The 19,120-nt window shown below is 71.4% G+C and carries 8 protein-coding genes; 4 read left to right on the top strand and 4 right to left on the bottom strand.

Annotated features, from left to right (window positions below):
• Positions 1–61 precede the first annotated feature (61 nt).
• From recC to recD, 3 genes are read left to right on the top strand one after another with little or no spacing between them, the layout of a single operon-like run.
• Positions 62–3,646 carry an exodeoxyribonuclease V subunit gamma gene (recC, locus tag V5B60_RS18020; RefSeq protein WP_332348837.1) on the top strand — a complete coding sequence of 1,195 codons (3,585 nt, stop codon included), beginning with the start codon at positions 62–64 and terminating at the stop codon, positions 3,644–3,646.
• Entirely contained in the window at positions 3,643–7,407 is a 3,765-nt protein-coding gene (recB, locus tag V5B60_RS18015; RefSeq protein ID WP_332348835.1) for an exodeoxyribonuclease V subunit beta, read from the top strand. The genes recC and recB overlap by 4 nt, the downstream gene beginning before the upstream one ends.
• 29 nt (positions 7,408–7,436) lie before the next feature.
• Positions 7,437–9,500: an exodeoxyribonuclease V subunit alpha gene (gene recD, locus V5B60_RS18010; protein WP_332348833.1), complete on the top strand. Its 2,064-nt coding sequence runs from the start codon at positions 7,437–7,439 to the stop codon at positions 9,498–9,500.
• On the opposite strand, the gene V5B60_RS18005 is transcribed toward recD, so the two are convergent.
• Together V5B60_RS18005 and V5B60_RS18000 are read right to left on the bottom strand one after the other, a co-directional pair.
• Entirely contained in the window at positions 9,497–9,715 is a 219-nt protein-coding gene (locus V5B60_RS18005) for a hypothetical protein (RefSeq protein WP_332348831.1), read from the bottom strand. The two genes, recD and V5B60_RS18005, sit on opposite strands and share 4 nt — an antisense overlap.
• Before the next feature lie 293 nt (positions 9,716–10,008).
• Positions 10,009–12,786 (bottom strand): Hsp70 family protein, encoded by a 2,778-nt coding sequence (locus V5B60_RS18000; RefSeq protein ID WP_332348829.1) that lies wholly within the window; start codon positions 12,784–12,786, stop codon positions 10,009–10,011.
• Between the two features lie 319 nt (positions 12,787–13,105).
• Between V5B60_RS18000 and rimO the strand changes: the two genes are divergently transcribed.
• Positions 13,106–14,422, top strand: coding sequence for a 30S ribosomal protein S12 methylthiotransferase RimO (rimO, locus tag V5B60_RS17995; RefSeq protein ID WP_332348827.1), 1,317 nt, complete (start codon positions 13,106–13,108; stop codon positions 14,420–14,422).
• Between the two features lie 73 nt (positions 14,423–14,495).
• On the opposite strand, the gene V5B60_RS17990 is transcribed toward rimO, so the two are convergent.
• Positions 14,496–17,618, bottom strand: a complete 3,123-nt coding sequence (locus V5B60_RS17990; protein ID WP_332348825.1) for an error-prone DNA polymerase — start codon at positions 17,616–17,618, stop codon at positions 14,496–14,498.
• A 768-nt stretch (positions 17,619–18,386) separates the two neighbouring features.
• A complete protein-coding gene (locus V5B60_RS17985) occupies positions 18,387–18,869 on the bottom strand; it encodes a hypothetical protein (RefSeq protein ID WP_332348823.1) in 483 nt (160 codons plus the stop codon).
• Between the last annotated feature and the right edge of the window lie 251 nt (positions 18,870–19,120).

Here is a 19,120-nt window from a genome sequence, read left to right as displayed (position 1 = left end):
GGCTTCCCGGTCACCGTCGCCTGGTCGCCCGCCGCCTGCCCGTTGCCCGGAGAAGACCCCGTTGCCTTCCCTTCCTGAACCCGGCCTGATCGTCGTGCACAGCAACCAGCCCGAGATCCTGCGCGATCTGGTGGTTGCCTGGATCAAGCGGCACCCGCTGCCGCCGCTCGACGATGAGCTCATCCTCGTGCACAGCAACGGCATCGCGCAGTGGCTGAAGATGGCGCTTGCCGCCGATGCTGCGGGTGCCGGCGGCGAAGCAGGCGGTTGTGGCATCGCGGCAGGGATCGAGGTGTCGTTGCCGGCCCGTTTCCTCTGGCAGGCCTATCGCGCGCTGCTCGGGCGCGAGGCGGTGCCCGCATCCTCACCCTTCGACAAGGATCGGTTGCTCTGGCGCCTGTTGCGCCTGTTGCCGGAAGTCGGCAGCTGGCCGGAGTACGGACCGCTGCGCGCCTTTCTCGCGCACGATGAGGAGCAGCGCAAGTGTTTCCAGCTGGCCGAGCGCCTGGCCGACCTCTTCGACCAGTATCAGGTCTATCGGGCCGACTGGCTCGCCGCCTGGGCAGCGGGCAGCGACCTGTTGTCCGACGGTCGCGGCAACAGCCGGCCGCTGCCGGCCGAGCAGCGCTGGCAGGCGGCGCTGTGGCGCGCGCTTCTGGCTGACGTGGTGGCCGGCGGAGCGGCGTCCGCGGCGACAGCGATGGCCAGTCGCGCAGCAGTCCATGCCGCCTTCATCGCGCGCGCACGGCAGTGGCCAGCGTCCGGCCAGCCGGACGGATTGCCACGCCGGCTGCTGGTCTTCGGTATTTCGAGCCTGCCGCAGCAGGCGCTCGAAGTGCTCGCCGTGCTGGCGCGGTGGACGCAGATCCTGATCTGCGTGCACAACCCGTGCCGGCATCACTGGTCCGACATCGTCGCCGATCGCGACCTGCTCCGGCGCAGCAGCGGCCGCCAGCCGAGGCGGCCGGGAATGCCCGGCGAACTGCCGCCGGAGCTGCTGCACGCGCATGCGCAGCCCTTGCTGGCGGCCTGGGGCAAGCAGGGGCGCGACTTCATCGACCTGCTCGACGAGTGCGACGGGCAGTCGGCGCAGCGGCCGGGCGGGGGCTGGCTGCCGACCCAACAGCGCATCGACCTCTTCGCGACCTGCGGCACGGCCAGCCTGCTGCAACAGCTGCAGGACGACATCCTCGACCTGCGGCCGCTGCACGAGACGCGCGCCTGCTGGCCGGCGGTCGATCCGCGACAGGACGCGTCGCTGCGCTTCCACGTCGCGCACAGCGCGCAGCGCGAAGTCGAGATCCTGCACGATCAGCTCGTCGCCGCCTGCAACGCCGACCCGAGCCTGCGGCCGCAGGACATCATCGTCATGGTGCCCGACATCGGTGCCTACGCGGCGCACGTGCAGGCGGTCTTCGGCCTGCTGTCGGCCGATGATCCGCGTTACCTGCCTTTTGCCGTCGTCGACCAGAGCCGGCGACAGTGCGACCCGTTGCTGCAGGCGCTCGAGAAGCTGCTGGCGCTGCCGCAGTCGCGACTGGCGGCGAGCGACGTCCTCGATCTGCTCGAGGTGCCTGCGCTGCGGCGCCGCTTCGCGATCGCCGAGGAAGACCTGCCGCTGCTGCATCGCTGGATTCGTGGCGCTGGCATCCGCTGGGGCCTGCACGCCGAGCACCGGGCGAGCTTCGGCCTGCCGCGGCCGGCGGCAGAGGCGGCGGCGAACAGCTGGCTGTTCGGCTGCCGCCGCATGCTGCTCGGTTACGCCGTCGGTGCCGACGCCGGCGCCTGGCAGGGGATCGAGCCCTACGACGAGATCGGCGGGATCGACGCCGCGACGCTCGGGCCGCTGCTGCAACTGATCGAGCGGCTGCAGGCGTCCTGGCGGATGCTGCGCAGCGCGGCGCCGGCCGCCACCTGGTGTGTCCGCCTGCGCCAACTGCTGGCCGATTTCTTCGCTGCCGACGACGATGCCGACGCCTTCACCCTGCTGCAGCTCGAGGGCGCGCTGCAGCGCTGGCAGGAAGCGTGCGACGCCGCCGCGCTGAGCGCCGATCTGCCGCTGTCGGTGGTGGGTGCGCACTGGCTCGCCAGCCTCGATGCAGGCGGGTTGACGCAGCGCTTCTTTGCCGGCGCGATCACCTTCGCCACGCTGATGCCGATGCGCGCCATCCCGTTTCGGCGCGTCTGCCTGCTCGGCATGAACGATGGCGACTATCCGCGCAGCCGGGCGGCGACCGATTTCGACCTCATGGCGGGCGATCACCGCCCCGGCGACCGGTCGCGGCGCGAAGACGATCGCTATCTCTTTCTCGAAGCCCTGTTGTCGGCGCGCGAACACCTGCACATCTCGTGGGTCGGCCGCAGCATCAACGACAACCGTCCGCGACCGCCGTCGGTACTCGTCGGCCAGTTGCGCGACCATCTCGCCGCCGGCTGGCGGCTGGTCGCCGACAGCGCGGCCGACGCGGCGCATGCCGATGCCGCCGGGCCGGGCGCTGCGTTGCTCGCCGCGCTGACCGTCGAGCATCGCCTGCAGCCATTCAGTGCCGAGTACTTTCCGGCGCCGGCGGCGGCGACCGGCCTGTTCACCTATGCGCGCGAATGGCTGGCGGACGCGGGCCCGTCGGGTGATCGGCGCTGGCCCGGGAACGACGTTCCGTTGCCGCCGCTGGTGCGCGACGAAGCGCTGTCGCTGCGCGAACTGGCCGATTTTCTCGCGCATCCGGTGCGATCCTTCCTCCGCCAGCGTCTCGGCGTCGTCTTCGCCGCCGACGACCCGGTCGGCGAAGACCAGGAGCCGTTCGTCGTCGAGGCACTCGCTCGCTGGCAGTTGCAGGACGAGCTGATCGCCGCCGAGCTCGCGGCGCTGCAGCGTGGCGAGGACATCGGCGCCGCCGGCCGTGCCCGGCTCGGCGCCATCGACCGCCGCGGTGCGTTGCCGGCCGGCGCCTTCGGCGAGGCGCTGGGCGACGAACTGCTGGCACCACTCGACGAGCTTTTCGCGCGCTATCGGCAGGCCCTCGCGCGCTGGCCGCTGGCGGTGGCTGGTGAACACGAACTCTGCCTGGAGGTGGCGATCGCCGACCAGCCACTGCAGATTGCCGACTGGCTCGGCGGCGTGCGCAGTGACGGCGCCGACCACCTCGGCCAAGTCGTCGTCGACAGCCGCGAACTGATGGATGGCCAACGGGTTCGTGGCGACGCCGTACTCCGGCACTGGCTGCGGCACCTGGGAATGCAGATCGCGGTCGGGCCACTGACGACGCTGCTGGTCGGCAAGCAGTGCGACATCGAGCTCGCCCCGTTGCCGCCGGACGCGGCGGCGGCCCTTCTGCAGCAGATGCTGGTTGCCTGGCACGACGGCATGCGTCGGCCGTTGCCGCTGGCGGTGCGAGCGGCCTTTTCCTGGCTGCACGCGGGCAGCGAGGAGGATGCGCGGAAGGTGTACGACGGCGGCGAGCAACAGTCGGGCGAGGTCGACCGGGACCCTTGCCTGCGCCGCGTCTATCCGGACTTCCGGCTCCTGACCGCTGGCGGCGAGTTCTTCGTCCTCGCCGAGCGCCTGTTGCGGCCGCTGCACGCGGCGCTGACGGCGGCCGATCCGCGGCCCGGCCGTCGGCCGGTCGCCGCCGGAGAAGCGGCGTGAGCGGCGCCATGGCGAGCGGCGATGGCGTCCTGCCACGCCAGGTGCTCGACCCGCTGTGCCTGCCGTTCAGCGGCCTGCGGCTGATCGAGGCGAGCGCCGGCACCGGCAAGACCTTCACCATCGCTGCCCTCTACCTGCGCCTGATTCTCGGCCATGGCAGCGGCGGTTCAGGCATGCGGCCACTGACGCCGGCGGAGATCCTCGTCGTCAGCTTCACCGAAGCGGCGACCGAGGAACTGCGAGACCGCATCCGCCGCCGCCTTGCCGCTGCTGCCGCCTGTTTCCGCAGCGACCCGGCGACAGCTGCCGACGCCGACGGCGACGCCGCCTTGCAGGCGCTGCGCGCGGAGTACCCGCCGCAGCAGTGGCCGGGCTGCGCCCGCACGCTGCAGCTCGCGGCCGAGGCGATGGACGATGCGGCGGTATCGACGATTCATGGCTGGTGCAACCGCATGCTGCGCGAGCACGCGTTTGCCAGCAACAGCCTCTTCGCGCAGACACTGGAGAGCGACCAGCAGGAGCTGCTGGCGGAAGTCGTACGCGACTACTGGCGCTCCTTCATCGTACCGCTCGACGCTGCCGGGGCGGACGAGCTGCGGCAGTGGTGGCCGGGTCCGCAGGCGCTGCAACCGGTGGTCGCGCGACTCGCCGATGACGTCGCCCTGCTGCCCGAGGCCGCAACACCGCAGCTCACCCTCGAACGTGCGCGCGGCGCACGGCAGCAGCGGCTGGCCGAACTCAAGGCGCCGTGGCGGAGCTGGGTGGGCGAATTGCAGGATCTGCTCGACGCGGCGGTCGCGCAGCGGCTGGTCGACGGCCGCAAGCTGCAGGGCCGCCATTACCGACCATGGCTGGAAGCCCTGCGCGCCTGGCACGAGGATGCCGCGGTGGGCAGCCCGGATCTGAAGACAGGCTGGCGGCGACTGACGCCGGCCGGGCTGCTCGATGCCTGGAAATCCGGCGCGCCGCCGGAGCATCCGGCGTTGCTGGCGATCGCCGGGCTGGCGGACGAACTGGCGGCGCTGCCGCAGGCGCGGGACGAGGTGCTCTGCCACGCCGCGCGCTGGGTGGCGGAGCGTTTCGCCGGCGAGCAGGAAGCACGCGCGCAGATGGGCTTCAACGAATTGCTGACGCGGCTCGCGGCGGCACTGCAGGGCGATGGCGGTGAACGGCTGGCGGCAGCGATCCGGCGGCAGTTCCCGGTGGCGCTGATCGACGAGTTCCAGGACACCGACCCGGTGCAGTACCGGATCTTCGACGCCGTCTATCGGCCGGCGCCCGACTCTGCGCCAGCGGCGCTGATCCTGATCGGCGATCCGAAGCAGGCGATCTATGCGTTTCGTGGCGCCGACATCCATACCTACCTGGCCGCCAGAGGCGCCTGCAGCGGCGGCATCTACACGCTGCTGACGAACTTTCGCGCCAGCCGGGAGATGGTGGCGGCGACCAACCACTGCTTCGCCTTCGCCGAGCAACGCCGCGCGGGGAGTGGCGCCTTCGGCTTTCGCAGCGCAGCGGGCAATCCGCTGCCTTTCGAGGCGGCGCAGGCGCAGGGACGTGCGGACGCGTTGCAGGTCGACGGCGCCAGGCTCCCGGCGCTCGTCGCCGGCGTCCTGCCGGCAGCAGGTGACAAGGGCCTGAGCAAGACCGAATATCTCGCGCTGATGGCCGTCGCCTGCGCCGAGGAGATCGTCCACCTGCTCAATCTCGGCCAGGCCGGTCGCGCCGGCTTCGTCGCCGCCGGCGGTCTGCGGCCGCTGCGTCCGGCGGACATGGCGGTGCTGGTCAACAACCGCGGCGAGGCCGACGCCATCCGCAGCGCGCTGCTGCAGCGCGGCGTGCGCAGCGTGTACCTCTCGGATCGTGATTCCGTCTTCGCCAGCGACGAGGCCCGCGAGCTGCAGCACTGGCTGGCCGCCGTCGCCGAGCCGGATGATCCACGCCTGCTGCGCAGCGCCCTGGCGACGGCGACGCTGGCGCTCGGCTGGCACGAACTCGACGCCCTGCAGCACGATGAAACGGCCTGGGAGGCGCGCGTCGTCCAGTTTCGCGGTTATCGCGAGTGCTGGCTGCGGCAGGGTGTGTTGCCCATGCTGCGCCGGTTGCTGCACGATTTCTCGGTGCCAGCCCGGCTGCTCGGTCGCGTTGCCGGCGCGTCGCCAGGCGCGCAGCCGCCGCTGGGCGGTGAACGCATCCTGACCAACCTGCTGCATCTGGCCGAACTGCTGCAGCAGGCGAGCGCCCTGCTCGATGGCCCGCAGGCGCTGCTTCGCCATCTCGCCGGGCAACGGCGGCAGCCGGCGGCAGCCGCCGCCGGTGATGCGCGGCAGTTGCGCCTCGAAAGCGACGCCGAACTGCTGCAGGTGGTGACGGTACACAAGGCCAAGGGCCTCGAGTATCCACTCGTCTTCCTGCCCTTCGTCTGCAATTACCGGGCGATCACGTCGCGCAGCAGGCCGCCGCTGAAGTGGCATGATGCCGCTGGTCGGCCGCAACTGTCGCTGAACAGCGACCCGGTGATCGTCGACCTTGCCGACCGCGAGCGTCTGGCCGAGGACCTGCGCAAGCTCTACGTCGCGCTGACGCGGGCGCAGCATCTCACCTGGCTGGGCGTGGCGCCGCTCGTCGGCCTGCAGCGGAGCGCCTTCGGCCAGCTGCTCGGCGGCGGCGAGGAACTGGCGCCGGACGAGCTGCCGCTGCGGCTGCAGGCGCTCGCCGCCGGTTGTCCGCACATCGCGCTGGTGCCGGTGGCGGCGGCGAGCGATGAGCGTTTCCGCACGCCGGAGAGTCGCCGCCAGGTCGGCAGCGCCCGCGAGTCGGCACGGGTGTGGCGCGAGCACTGGTGGATCGCCAGCTACTCCGCGCTGCGCATCGCCGCCGCCGACGATGCCGTGGCGTCACCGGCAGCGGCCGAGACGGCCGCCGAGGAGATCCTGCGCGAGACGCGGGAGACGGGCGAACGGCTCCTCGGCACCGCGCCCGCGGCGGCGCCGGTCCTCACCGCTTCCCTGCACGAGTTTCCGCGCGGCGCCGAAGCCGGAACCTTCCTCCACGGCTTGCTCGAGGCGAGTGCCGCCGAGGGTTTCGCGCAGGTTGCCGGCGACGCCGCACTGCGCCACGAACTGGTGGCGCGCTGCTGCCGCACGAGCGGCCGCGAGCAGTGGATCGGACTGCTCTCGGCCTGGCTGCAGGGTTTCCTGACGCGGCCGTGGGAATTGCCGGCCGGCGAGGCGGTAGCGGCGACGACGCTGCGGCTGCGCGAGCTGGCGGTGGCACGCGCCGAGATGGAGTTCTGGCTGCCGGTGCACGCGGTCGAGCTGCTGCAGGTCGACCAGCTGGTCTGCCGCCACACCCTTGCCGGCGCGCCGCGCCCGGCATTGCAGGCCGGCCAGCTCAACGGCATGCTGAAGGGCTTCATCGATCTCGTCTTCGAACATCAGGGGCGCCATTACGTGGTGGATTACAAATCGAACTGGCTGGGACCGGCGGCTGCCGCATACACCCCGGCAGCGCTGCGCGAAGCGATCCTGCACGCCCGCTACGACCTGCAATACGTGCTCTACCTCGTTGCGCTGCACCGCTTGCTGCGCGCGCGGCTGCCTGACTACGACTACGATCGTCATGTCGGCGCGGCGGTGTACGTCTTCCTGCGTGGTGGCGACTCGGCCTGCCGCGGCCTGCACGTCGAACGGCCGCCGCGGCGACTGATCGACGAACTCGATGCGCTGTTTGCCGGCCGGCAAGTGGCGCGACAGTGTTGACTGCGGCGGCGATGGGCGAGCGAGCGGCGATGCGCCTTCTGCTGCGGCAGTGGCGCGAGCGCCAGTGGCTGCGCCCGCTCGACGTCGCTTTCGCCGACTTCCTCTGGCAGGAGGTGCCCAACGCGTCGCCGTGGCTGATCCTCGCCGCCGCACTGGCCAGCCACCAGCTCGGTCGCGGCCACGCCTGTCTCGACCTCGCGGCGGCGCTCGCCGCTCCCGGTCAGGCGCTGTCGCTGCCGCCGGCGGGCGACGAGCGGCTGCCCGCAGCGGGTCCGTCGCTGCGGCCGGAGGAGGTGCTCGCCGGCCTGCGCCTGGCGGCCTGGCTCGAAGCCCTCGCACATCCGCAACTGGTCGCCGGCGGCAGCGGCACGACGCCGCTGGTGCTCGCCGACGGGAGGCTGTATCTGCGTCGCTACTGGCAGTACGAGCAGGATGTGCGCGCGGCGATCGAGCGGCGGCTGGCCGGCTCGCCGCAACTGCGCGCAGCGCTGCCGGCGGCGGCGCTGCGGGCGACGCTCGCCGCGCTGTTTCCGCCCGCCGCGGGCGAGCGCCCCGACTGGCAGAAGCTGGCCTGCGCGCTGGCCGCCGGCAGCGCCTTCAGCATCATCACCGGCGGGCCGGGGAGCGGCAAGACGACGACCGTGCTGCGTCTGCTCGCCTTGCTCCAGGCGCTGGCGTTCGCCGCCGCGGGGCAAGCGCTGCGGCCCCTGCGCATCCGGCTGGCGGCGCCGACCGGCAAGGCGGCGGCGCGGCTGGGCGCGGCGATCACCCGCGCGCGCGCGTCGCTGTCGCTCGCCGGGGTGGCCGATGCCGAGTCCGTGCGGGCGGCGATTCCCGACCGGGTGGCGACGCTGCATCGCCTGCTCGGCGCTCGTCCCGACACCCGGCGCTTTGCCCACCATGCGGGCAACCCGTTGGCGGTCGATCTACTGGTGATCGACGAAGCATCGATGGTCGACCTCGAGATGATGGCGGCGGTGTTCGCCGCGCTGCCGGGCACTGCCCGGCTCGTCCTCCTCGGTGACCGGGATCAGCTGGCCTCGGTCGAGGCGGGAGCGGTGTTCGGCGAACTGTGCCGGCGCGCCGGTGACGGCCATTACCTGCCAGCGACCTGCGACTGGTTGAGCGCCGTCAGCGGCGAGCGCATCGCGCCGGCGCTGGTCGACCCGCAGGGCGGCGCACTCGACCAGGCGGTGGTCATGTTGCGCCACAGCCATCGTTTCGCGGCGGCGAGCGGCATTGGCCGGCTGGCGGCAGCGGTGAACGCGGGCGACACGCAGCGGCTGGAAGAGCTCTGGCGGCAGCCGCCGGCGGATCTGGCGTTCCGTGAACTGTCCGGCGACGACGGGCAGGCCTTCGGCGAGCTGGTCATCGATGGTGGGCAGACGCCGGCCGCCGGCAGCGGCTATCGGCACTACCTGCAGCTGATGCGCGAGCGACGGCCGCCACGCACGGCCGGGGCAGCGGCCTTCGCCGCCTGGGCGCGGGCGATCCTCGCGGCGCACGGCGAGTTCCAGGTGCTGTGCGCCCTGCGGCTCGGCACCTGGGGTGTCGCCGGCCTCAACCAGCGCATCGCCGATGTCCTGCAAGCGGCCGGGCTGATCCGGGCGGCACACGGCTGGTACCCCGGCCGGCCGCTGCTGGTGACGCGCAACGAATACAGCCTGGGACTGATGAACGGCGACATCGGCATCGTCCTCGAGGTGCCTGGCGGTGCTGCCGGCGAGTCGACCCTGCGCGTCGCCTTTCCGGTCACCGGCGAGGAGCAGGGCATCCGCTGGGTGTTGCCGACCCGCCTGCGGGCCGTGGAGACGGCGTATGCGCTCACCGTGCACAAGGCACAGGGTTCCGAGTTCGCGCATGCGGCGCTGCTCCTGCCGGACGCGGCGAGTCCGGTCCTGACGCGCGAACTGCTGTACACGGGGATCACACGGGCGCGCTCGCGGTTGACGCTGGCGACGCCGGCGGGCGTCGACCTGCTGCGGGAAGCGGTACGGCGGCGCGTGCTGCGCGCCAGTGGTCTGCTGCCGGCGGGTGCCGCAGCGACGACCGGGCCGGCGGCCAGTCGTAGCCGGTCGCCGGGCGCCGATTAGTCGAGCGGGACGATCAGCTTGTCCCAGCCCGATCCGTCACCGGCATCCGGGCCCTGCGGTCGGCGTCTCAGCGTCGCGACCCGCGCCTCGACCACGGCGATCGACTCAGGGGTCACATGCAGGGTCCGCCGTTCGACGCCGCAGCGGCGTTCCGCCATGCCGGGCGGGGGGCCGGATTGCTGCTGACGCCGGTCTTTTCCTCGTTGCGCGTGCATTGCTCCTCCTCGAAAATCGCCACACACTTCGGGGCGGACGGCCGCCAGGACCAGCTTCTGGTCCGCGGTTGGTGATGATACCGCGCCGCACGCGATCTGTCGCCGGTCCCGGCGGCGCCGCAGTGCCGACGATCGCCCGCGTCGGTCTCAGAGGTTGTGAATGAATCTACTGCGCGACCGATCTGCGGCGTTGCCCACTCGCTCACTCCTCGCCTATCCATCCGATATGTCTCGTCGTTCGCTCGCTCGCGCCTTGCATCTCGGCCTGCTCGCGACGATTTCTTCACAACCTCTCAGTCTGCGCGCCTGTCCTCGCGGATCAGTCGCAGGCCGGCCGGCAGCGACTCGCCGAAGGCACGCCGTTCGTCGGCCTTGTCGAGTTCGGCGACGCTCGTCAGCTGCTCGCTCCAGGTGACGCTGGCATTGCTCGCGGCGAGGCGCGCGAGCACCGTCCGGCGCAGTTCCGGCGACAGGTCACGGGCGCGATCGCCGGTCAGGCGGGCGATCTGCGTGGCGGCGAAAGCGGCTGGCTCGACCTTCTTCCAGTCGGTCGCCAGCAGCGCTTCCAGCCAGCGGCCGGCAACGTCGGGCGGTACCACCTGGTGCGCGCTGCCGTACAGCGCCTGGCGCGCGCCGATACGCCCCAGGGCCCACCAGCCGAGGGGCTTCTCGACGCCGCGGCGCAGCCGCCCGAGCAACCAGTTGCCGGTCTCGATCTTGCGCTCGACCGGCAGTCTCTCGAGCGAAGCGATCAGGCGCAGCATGTCGTCGTGGCTGCCGGCGACCGCCGCCGCCCGAACACTGCCCCTGGTCGCCCCGCTGCGCAGGGCGGGCGCCAGCTCGCCGAGTAGGCGTTCCTGGGCGGTGGCCGGCAGGCCGCCGGCAGCCCGTCGCCAGAGCGTCCACCATTCCGACCAGTTCTGGCTCTCGTTGGCATACTGGATGCCCTGCGGCAGCAGTTCGCAAAGCTGCTCGCTGCGCCAGTCGTCGAGCGCGTCGCCGAGCCCCGGACGGAGGCAGAAGCCGGCGAGGTTGCACCACAGCCGCTCGTGCTCGGGCGAACGCCGCCGCCGCCGGGCGCGTTGCAGCAGGGCGTCGAACAGCGCGCGCAGCAGCGGCATTTCCCAATCTTCGCGCCGACCGAGCAGATGCTCGAGCTGGCCGCGCAGTCGCCGCACCTCCTTGCTGTCGAGCGGCTGCGAACTGGCGCCGAAGACGCGCTCGATCGCCTGCACCGCGTCGGCGAAGCGTGCCGGCAGGCCGCTCGCGGCCGCTGCCTCGACGCCGCCGGCAGTGCGCATCTCGAACTCGAGCAGCCAGCGCCGTGCGGGGTCTTCGCTGCTGACGCAGTGGATCTCGAGCGTCCCGACCGCACTCATCGCGGTCGTCAGTTGCACGCGCACCTCGCGCTGCCGGCTGCCGGCGGGCGCGTCGACGACGGTGGCGATTGGCGGCAGGCGGATGAACTCTTCATCGGCCAGGCTGGTGATCTCGCCGGGACGGTAAGCGGTGTCCGCGACCGAAGACGCGAGATGAAAACGCACCGGCTGGCCGAGGCGCAGGCTGAAGCTGCGCTCGGGCAGCGGGATCTCGTGTGCCTCCTCGCTGCCGCGCGGCAGCAGGCAGATGCCACGCGCCGGTTGGTCACGATCGTCGAGGACGAGGAAGTAGCTGCGCGCCGATCCGCCACCGATCCGCCGGCCGTGCCCGCGGCCGACGAGCGCGCAGGCGACTGCGCCGCGCGCGACGGCGACGTCGGGGTCGGCGTTGTGCAGGACGCGCAGGGGCGCTCCGCGCCAGGCGCCGAGGATCGACTGCAGCCGTTCGGCGAGCGCGGCGGCGCGAAAGACACCACCATTCAAAAGCAGCGTGTCGGGAACCGGCACCGCCGGCACCTGTTCGCCGTCGCCGAGCGCCTGTCGCGCCGCCGCTGCGTGCCGCCGCAGAAAGGCGGCGAGATGGCGGCTGATCGCCGGGTCGGCGGGGTAGGGCAGGCCGAACTCGACGATCGCGGCGCGCCGCTGCTGCAGCGCATCGTCGATCGTCACCTCGGGCAGGAAGCCGTCGACCAGAACCTGGCGCGCTTCGTCGCGACGCAGTTCGACGCTGCGCGCGCCGCCGAGCAGCCGCGAGCCGCTGCCGAGCAACGTCAGGAGAACCGATTCCGGCGCTGCGGCGGCGAGCAGCTGCTCCTTCGCCACGCGGCAGCGCGCTGCAAGCTGTGCGAAGCGCGCCGCCGACAGGCGCGCTTCGCCGGCCGGCAGGCGCGATTCGACGAGGTGGGCGAGGGCGAGATCCATGTTGTCGCCGCCGAGCATCAGGTGATCGCCGACGCCGATGCGTGTCAGCACCGGCTCGCCGTCGCGCAGCCCGACCTGGATCAGCGTCAGGTCGGTGGTGCCGCCGCCGACGTCGCAGACGAGCAGCAGGCGCGTTGCCGCGAGTTCGTCGGCAAGCCGCTGCTGATGGCGGAAGAGCCAGTCGTAGAAGGCCGCCTGCGGTTCCTCGAGCAGGCGCAGGTTGGCCAGCCCGGCCTGCCGCGCTGCCGCCAGCGTCAGGGCACGGGCGCCTTCGTCGAAGGAGGCGGGAACGGTCAGGACGAGCTGCTGCTGCTCCAGCGGCGCCTGCGGAAAGCGGTGCAGCCAGGCGGCCCGCACATGCGCCAGATAGCTGGCGCTGGCGCCGACCGGCGACACCTTGTGTACCGTGTCGTCGGCGCCCCAGGGCAGGATCGGCGCCAGGCGATCGACCGCCGCGTGCGACAGCCAGCTCTTGGCGCTCGCCACCAGCCGACCGGGAACCTGGCCGCCCAGATCGAGCGCCAGGCGACCGGCGACCACCGGCGCCGCGCTCTCCGCGACCGGCCACGGCAGTTGCAGCTCGTCGGGGTCGATCTCGCCGGCGGCCGGATGGTAGCGCACCGAAGGCAGCAGTGGCCGCGCAGCGACCTGGCCGGGGCCGACGAGTTGCTCGATCGCGAACAGCTCGACTTGCCGGCTGCCGGGTGCGGCGTAGGCGACGACGGTATTGCTGGTTCCGAGGTCGATGCCGACGATGTACTGTTTCTTCATGTCCTGCCGTTGTCGTCGATGCCGGCGAGCGCCGCCGTCCCGGTCGCCGGTGGGCGCGCGTGGCGGCGATCCGGGAGCGGCCCGGCAGGTGCCTCGCGTCCTGCCGCTCGCAAGGCCGGTTCCGGCTCCCGGCCCAGGTGCTGTTGCCGGCAGTGGCCCGTGCCGCCGGCGCGCAATATAGCACGGCCAATCGCCGCCGGGCGCGTCCGTCCGGCCACCGGAGAAACGGTCCGGCGCCGGCACCCCGTTCGCGCAGGCGGGCTGCCCGGGTTGTAGGTTGTATACTCCCAGTCCTTTCATTCGAGCGGCAGGCCAAGCCATGTCCACGCCGAAAAACATCGGTTTCGTCTCGCTGGGGTGCCCGAAGGCGCTGGTCGACTCCGAGCACATTCTCACCCGGCTGCGCGCCGAGGGCTACCTGATCTCGCCTTCATACGAAGGAGCCGATCTGGTGGTGGTCAACACCTGCGGCTTCATCGACGCCGCGGTGGCCGAGTCGCTCGAGGCGATCGGTGAGGCTCTGAACGAGAACGGCAAGGTGATCGTCACCGGCTGCCTCGGTGCGCGTGCCGATCTGATCCGCGAGGCGCACCCGCAGGTGCTGGCGGTGACCGGTCCGCACGCGACGGACGAGGTGCTGCAGCATGTGCACGCCCACCTGCCGCAGCCGCACGATCCATTCACCAGCCTGCTGCCGCCACAGGGGGTGAAGCTGACACCGCAGCATTTCGCCTACCTGAAGATTTCCGAGGGCTGCAACCACAGCTGCACCTTCTGCATCATCCCGTCGCTGCGTGGTCCACTGCTCAGCCGGCCGATCGGCGAGGTGCTGCAGGAGGCGCGAACGCTCGCCGAAGCGGGCGTGCGCGAACTGCTGGTGATCTCGCAGGACACCAGCGCCTACGGCGTCGACCTGAAGTACCGCACCGGCTTCGTCGGCGGGCGGCCGCTGCGCACCCGGCTGCGCGAACTCTGCGAGGCGCTGGCGGAACTCGGCATCTGGGTGCGGCTGCATTACGTCTATCCCTATCCGAGCGTCGATGCGCTGTTGCCGCTGATGGCCGAGGGCCGCATCCTGCCGTACCTCGACGTCCCGTTCCAGCATGCCAGCGCGCGCATCCTGGCGGCGATGAAACGGCCGGCGAGCGCCGAGAACAATCTCGAGCGCCTGCGGACCTGGCGCGCCATCTGCCCGCAGCTGACGGTGCGCAGCACCTTCATCACCGGTTTCCCCGGCGAGAGCGAGGCCGATTTTGCCGAACTGCTGGCATTCATCGCCGAGGCACGGCTCGATCGCGTCGGCTGCTTTGCCTACTCGCCGGTCGACGGGGCGACCGCCAATGAGCTGCCCGGCGCCGTGCCGGAGGAGGTGCGCGAGGAACGCCGGCAGCGGCTGATGGAGTTGCAGGAGGACATCTCGGCCGAGCTGCTGGCGGCGAAGATCGGGCGCGAGATCGATGTGCTCGTCGACGAGGTCGATGACGAGGGGACGATCGCCCGTTCGGCGGCCGACGCACCGGAGATCGACGGCCTGGTGTTCATCAACGACCATTTTGCCGCCGCGCCGGGCGACTTCCTGCGCGTGCGGGTGGTCGACGCCGACGAGCACGACCTCTACGCCGAGTTGCTCGCGTAGAAAGCCGCTGCCCGCGCTGCCCGTGCTGCCGGCCGCTGGCCAGGCAGGCGCGCGCGACGCCGTCCACCAGCCGTCAGTGGAAGTTGCGGCTCGTCGTCGGCAGCCGGCCGAGCAGCGCGCTCAGGTCGACAAGCCGTTTGGCGACCAGATGCACGACCTCTCCCTCGCGCTGCACTTGCCCGAGGACGCCGAGCAGGCGGGCGCCGAGGAGTTCGCGGCGTTGCCGCTCGACCAGCCGCGAATGGACGACGATGTTGGCCAGACCGGTTTCGTCCTCAAGGGTGACGAAGACGATGCCGCTGGCGGTCCCCGGTCGCTGCCGGCAGGTGACGATGCCGGCAGCGCGCAGCAGTTGGCGGTCGGCTGCCGCCTGCAACTGGCGGGCGGTGACGAAGCGTTGCGCCGTCAGGCGACTGCGCAGCAGAGACAGTGGATGGCGACCGAGGCTGAGGCCGCTGCTGGCGTAGTCGGCGATCAGGTTCTCGGCTTCCGACGGTTCGGCGAGGTCCGGAGTCCGTTCCGGCGGCGGCGCGTCGTGCAGCAGGTCGAGCTGCAGGCTGACACCGGCGGCAGCCCAGGCAGCCTGCCGGCGATGGCCGGCGAGATCGGCGAGCGCGCCGGCTGCCGCCAGCAGGTCGAGATCCCGGCGTTGCAGCCGTGCCCGGGTGGCGAGGTCGGCGAGGCTGGCGAATGGTCGCTGCGCGCGTGCCGCCTGCAGGCGGCCTGCCGCCGCCTGCGGCAGTCCGGCGATGCTGGCGAGCCCGAGGCGAACGGCCGGGCTGGCGGCCGTCGCGGTGGACCCGGTGTGGTCTTCGAGCCGCGCCTGCCAGTCGCTGGCGCCGACCGTCGCCGGGCGCAGCTCGACGCCATGCCGGCGCGCGTCCTGCAGCAGTTGTGAGGGCGAGTAGAAGCCCATCGGCTGGCTGTTGAGCAGTGCGCAGAGGAAGGCCGCCGGATGGTGGCGCTTGAGCCAGGCCGAGACATAGACCAGCAGGGCGAACGATGCGGCGTGCGACTCCGGGAAGCCGTACTCGCCGAAGCCGCGGATCTGCGCGCAGATGCGCTGCGCGAAGGCTTCGTCGTGGCCGCGCTGGCGCATGCCGGCGGTCAGCTTCTGCTCGAAGGGTTCGAGCCCGCCCTTGCGCCGCCAGGCGGCCATCGCCCGGCGCAGCTGGTCGGCCTCGCCGGGAGTGAAGCCGGCGGCGACGACGGCGAGCTGCATCACCTGCTCCTGGAAGATCGGCACACCGCAGGTGCGGCCGAGAACGGCGGCGATCTCCGGCCGCATCGGCTCGATCGCCTCCCGGCCGTGGCGGCGGCGCAGATAGGGATGGACCATGTCGCCCTGGATCGGGCCCGGGCGGACGAGCGCCACCTCGATCACCAGATCGTAGAAGTGGCGCGGCTGCAGGCGCGGCAGCATCGCCATCTGCGCCCGTGACTCGACCTGGAAGACGCCGACCGTATCGGCGGCGCAGAGCATCTCGTAGACCGCCGGATCCTCGGGTGGGATGTCCGCCAGGCGGTAGCCGCACAGGTCGAGCGCACGATGGATCGCCGACAGCATGCCGAGCGCCAGGATGTCGATCTTCAGCAGCCCGAGCGCGTCGAGATCGTCCTTGTCCCACTGGATCACGGTGCGTTCGGGCATCGCCGCATTCTCCACCGGCACCAGGCGGGCGAGCGGGCCGCGGGCGATGACGAAGCCGCCGACATGCTGCGACAGGTGACGCGGGAAGCCGCGCAGCGTGTCGGCGAGCAGCAGCCAGCGGGCGACTCGCGGTGCCGCCGGATCGAGGCCGACGGCCTGCAGGCGGGCGGGCAGTTGCTCGCGCCGGTCCCACCAGGCGAGCGAGCCGGTCAGGGCATTGATCTGCGCCAGGCCGAAACCGAGGGCGCGGCCGACGTCGCGCAGCGCGCCGCGCGTCCGGTAGGTGCTCACCGCCGCCGTCAGCGCAGCGCGTTCGCGGCCGTAGCGGGCGTAGAGGTACTGGATGACCTCCTCGCGTCGCTCATGCTCGAAATCGACGTCGATGTCCGGCGGTTCGCCGCGCTCGCGCGAGATGAAGCGCTCGAAGAGCAACTGCGATCGGCCCGGATCGACTTCGGTGATGCCGAGGCAGTAGCAGACCGCCGAGTTGGCCGCCGAGCCGCGTCCCTGGCAGAGGATGCCACGGCTGCGGGCGAAGTTGACGATGTCGTAGACGGTCAGGAAGTAGGGCTCGTAGGACAGTTCGCCGATCAGTGCGAGTTCGTGTTCGACGCGCTCGCCGACGCCGGCCGGGACGCTGCCGCCATAGCGCCGCTGCAGGCCGCGCCCGACTTCGTGGCGCAGGAAGGAGGCAGGCGTCTGGCCTGGCGGCACGACTTCGTCCGGATACTCGTAGCGCAGCTCGTCGAGCGAGAAACTGCAGCGTCCGGCGATGTGCAGCGTTTCGGCCAGCAGTTCCGGCGGATAGAGACGCGCCAGCCGCAGGCGGCTCCGCAGGTGCCGCTCGCCATTGGCGAAGAGCGCGTGCCCGGCGGCCGACAGCGTGCTGCGCAGGCGGATCGCCGTCAGCGTGTCCTGCAGCGCGCGGCGGCCGCGCCGGTGCATGTGGACGTCGCCGGTGGCGACCGCCGGCAGGCCGCTGGCGCGCGCCAGTGCCAGCAGGTCGGCCAGCCGCTGCGCGTCGTCGGCGCCGCAATGCAGGCCGACGGCGAGCCAGGCACGCGCCGGAAAGCGCTGCGCCAGCCAGCGACCCGCGTCGGCGCTGTCGCCCGGCTCGGCGACCCAGAGCGCCAGGCAGTCCGGCACGGCACCGCTGCCGCCGGGAAGCATGTTGGGAGTCTCGAAGTCGCTGCGCAGCAGGCGGTATTCGCCCTTGCGCGAGCGCCGGCGGGCGAGCGTGATCAACGCCGACAGGTTGCCGTAACCGGCGCGGTTCTGCGCCAGCAGGAGCAGCCGCAAGCCCTCCTGATTCCTGTCGGCGAGGCGGAACTCGGCGCCGATGATCAGCTGCAGCCCGCAGTCGCGGGCGGCCTTGTGCGCCCGCACGACGCCGGCCAGCGACGCCTCGTCGGTGATCGCCAGTGCGCTGTAGCCGAGCGCCTGCGCCGCTTCGACCAGTTCCTCCGGATGCGAGGCGCCGCGCAGGAAGGAGAAGTTCGAACAGCAGTGCAGTTCGGCGTAGTCGGGCGGCGGGTCGGTGGGCATGCGGTGCGGCAGTGAAGGAAGGGATGTCCGCCTGTTTGCGGCAGGGCAGGCGGCGCAAAGGCTGTATGTAAATACAGTTTTGATGTTACCTCTTTTGCCCGTGCGTGGGTGTTCTTCGCATCCGGTTGGCGTGGCGCAGCGCGCTGCTCCGCCCAGCTCGCGGTCGGTCGCCACGTGTGATGGCAGCCGACCGGCAGCGATGCGAGAGGGGCGGCAGCCTGTCTGATCGAGCCGCGGCGGTGCGAGATCGTCACCGCAACCGCAGCGCAATCGATGCCAGGAGCGTGCGAGTCGAAGCCAGGGACGTGCGAGTCGAAGCCAGGGGCGTGCGAGTTGAAGCGAGGGGCGTGCGAGTTGAAGCGAGGGGCGTGCGAGTCGAAGCCAGGGACGTGCGAGTTGAAGCCAGGGACGTGCGAGTTGAAGCCAGGGGCGTGCGAGTTGGAGCGAGGGGCGTGCGAGTCGAAGCCAGGGGCGTGCGAGTCGAAGCCAGGGGCGTGCGAGTCGAAGCCAGGGGCGTGCGAGTCGAAGCCAGGGGCGTGCGAGTTGGAGCCAGGGGCGTGCGAGTCGAAGCCAGGGGCGTGCGAGTTGGAGCCAGGGGCGTGCGAGTTGGAGCCAGGGGCGTGCGAGTCGAAGCCAGAGACGTGCGAATCCAGGCCGGCACCGTGCAACTTTCGGGCAGGGTATGCCCGTGGGGTCCTGGACTCTTGGCGTGAGACCGGCGGCTACGGGCGAAAACCCTTCGTTGCCGCCAGATCGCCGCAGGGTCGATCAGCCACGCATGGCGACCTCCCGACGCCAAAACCGTGCGCAGCACTGCCGGACGTCGGTTCGTCGCCTTGCTTCGCTACAACGCCGTGCCTCGCTGCCAACCCGCAGCCGGCCGACCGGGGCGGATTGATCCGCCGGCAATTCGCAAGCGAGGAACTTCGTCGCGACGGCCGGGTCGGCGAATTCGCGCGCAAAGGCATCGGCGGCGGTGAGCAGCGCTTTCTGGTTCACGCCGGCAGGGCTGCGGAAGCGGTCGGCGACGCCCGGTTCGCCGGCATCGATGGCGCGCGCCGTGCGGGCGATTCCCTGCAGATCGAGGCGCAGCGAATCGAACAGAACCTCCTTCGCCGTCGCCGCGCCGCCATCCTGCCGCGCCTCCTCGACGTCGAGATCGCGGACGGTCTGCGCCAGGCGCGCAAAATGCCCGGCAGCCTTGCTGCCGGCGGCAAAGTCCGCGGCATCCGCGTTTCCGAAAGTCTGCACACGGGCCGCACATGTCGTGACGACGAGGATTCCCGGTCTTCATGGTCGAATCTCCTGTAAAGTGTCAGCGATCGGCACATTGGAGCCACTTGAGGATCGGCGTATAGGGTCCAGCGCATGATCGGCGTAATGGAGCCAGGCCATGATCGGCATATGGGATCCACACGATGATCGGCGTATTGGGGCCACGGGCCCTGAAGAAGTAAGCAACGGGCATTTCGGATTTCACCGATTCAACGCTACCCTCGGCG

Source organism: Accumulibacter sp. (genome assembly GCF_036625195.1).
Classification (GTDB): Bacteria; Pseudomonadota; Gammaproteobacteria; order Burkholderiales; family Rhodocyclaceae; genus Accumulibacter.
This window is presented reverse-complemented; position numbering and strand designations above follow the sequence as displayed.

Excerpts from the sequence above, each read along its gene's own strand:
- V5B60_RS18005 (WP_332348831.1), bottom strand. The coding sequence starts at position 9,715 with ATGCACGCGCAACGAGGAAAAGACCGGCGTCAGCAGCAATCCGGCCCC.
- V5B60_RS18000 (WP_332348829.1), bottom strand. The coding sequence starts at position 12,786 with ATGAAGAAACAGTACATCGTCGGCATCGACCTCGGAACCAGCAATACC.
- recD (WP_332348833.1), top strand. The coding sequence starts at position 7,437 with ATGCGCCTTCTGCTGCGGCAGTGGCGCGAGCGCCAGTGGCTGCGCCCG.
- rimO (WP_332348827.1), top strand. The coding sequence starts at position 13,106 with ATGTCCACGCCGAAAAACATCGGTTTCGTCTCGCTGGGGTGCCCGAAG.
- V5B60_RS17990 (WP_332348825.1), bottom strand. The coding sequence starts at position 17,618 with ATGCCCACCGACCCGCCGCCCGACTACGCCGAACTGCACTGCTGTTCG.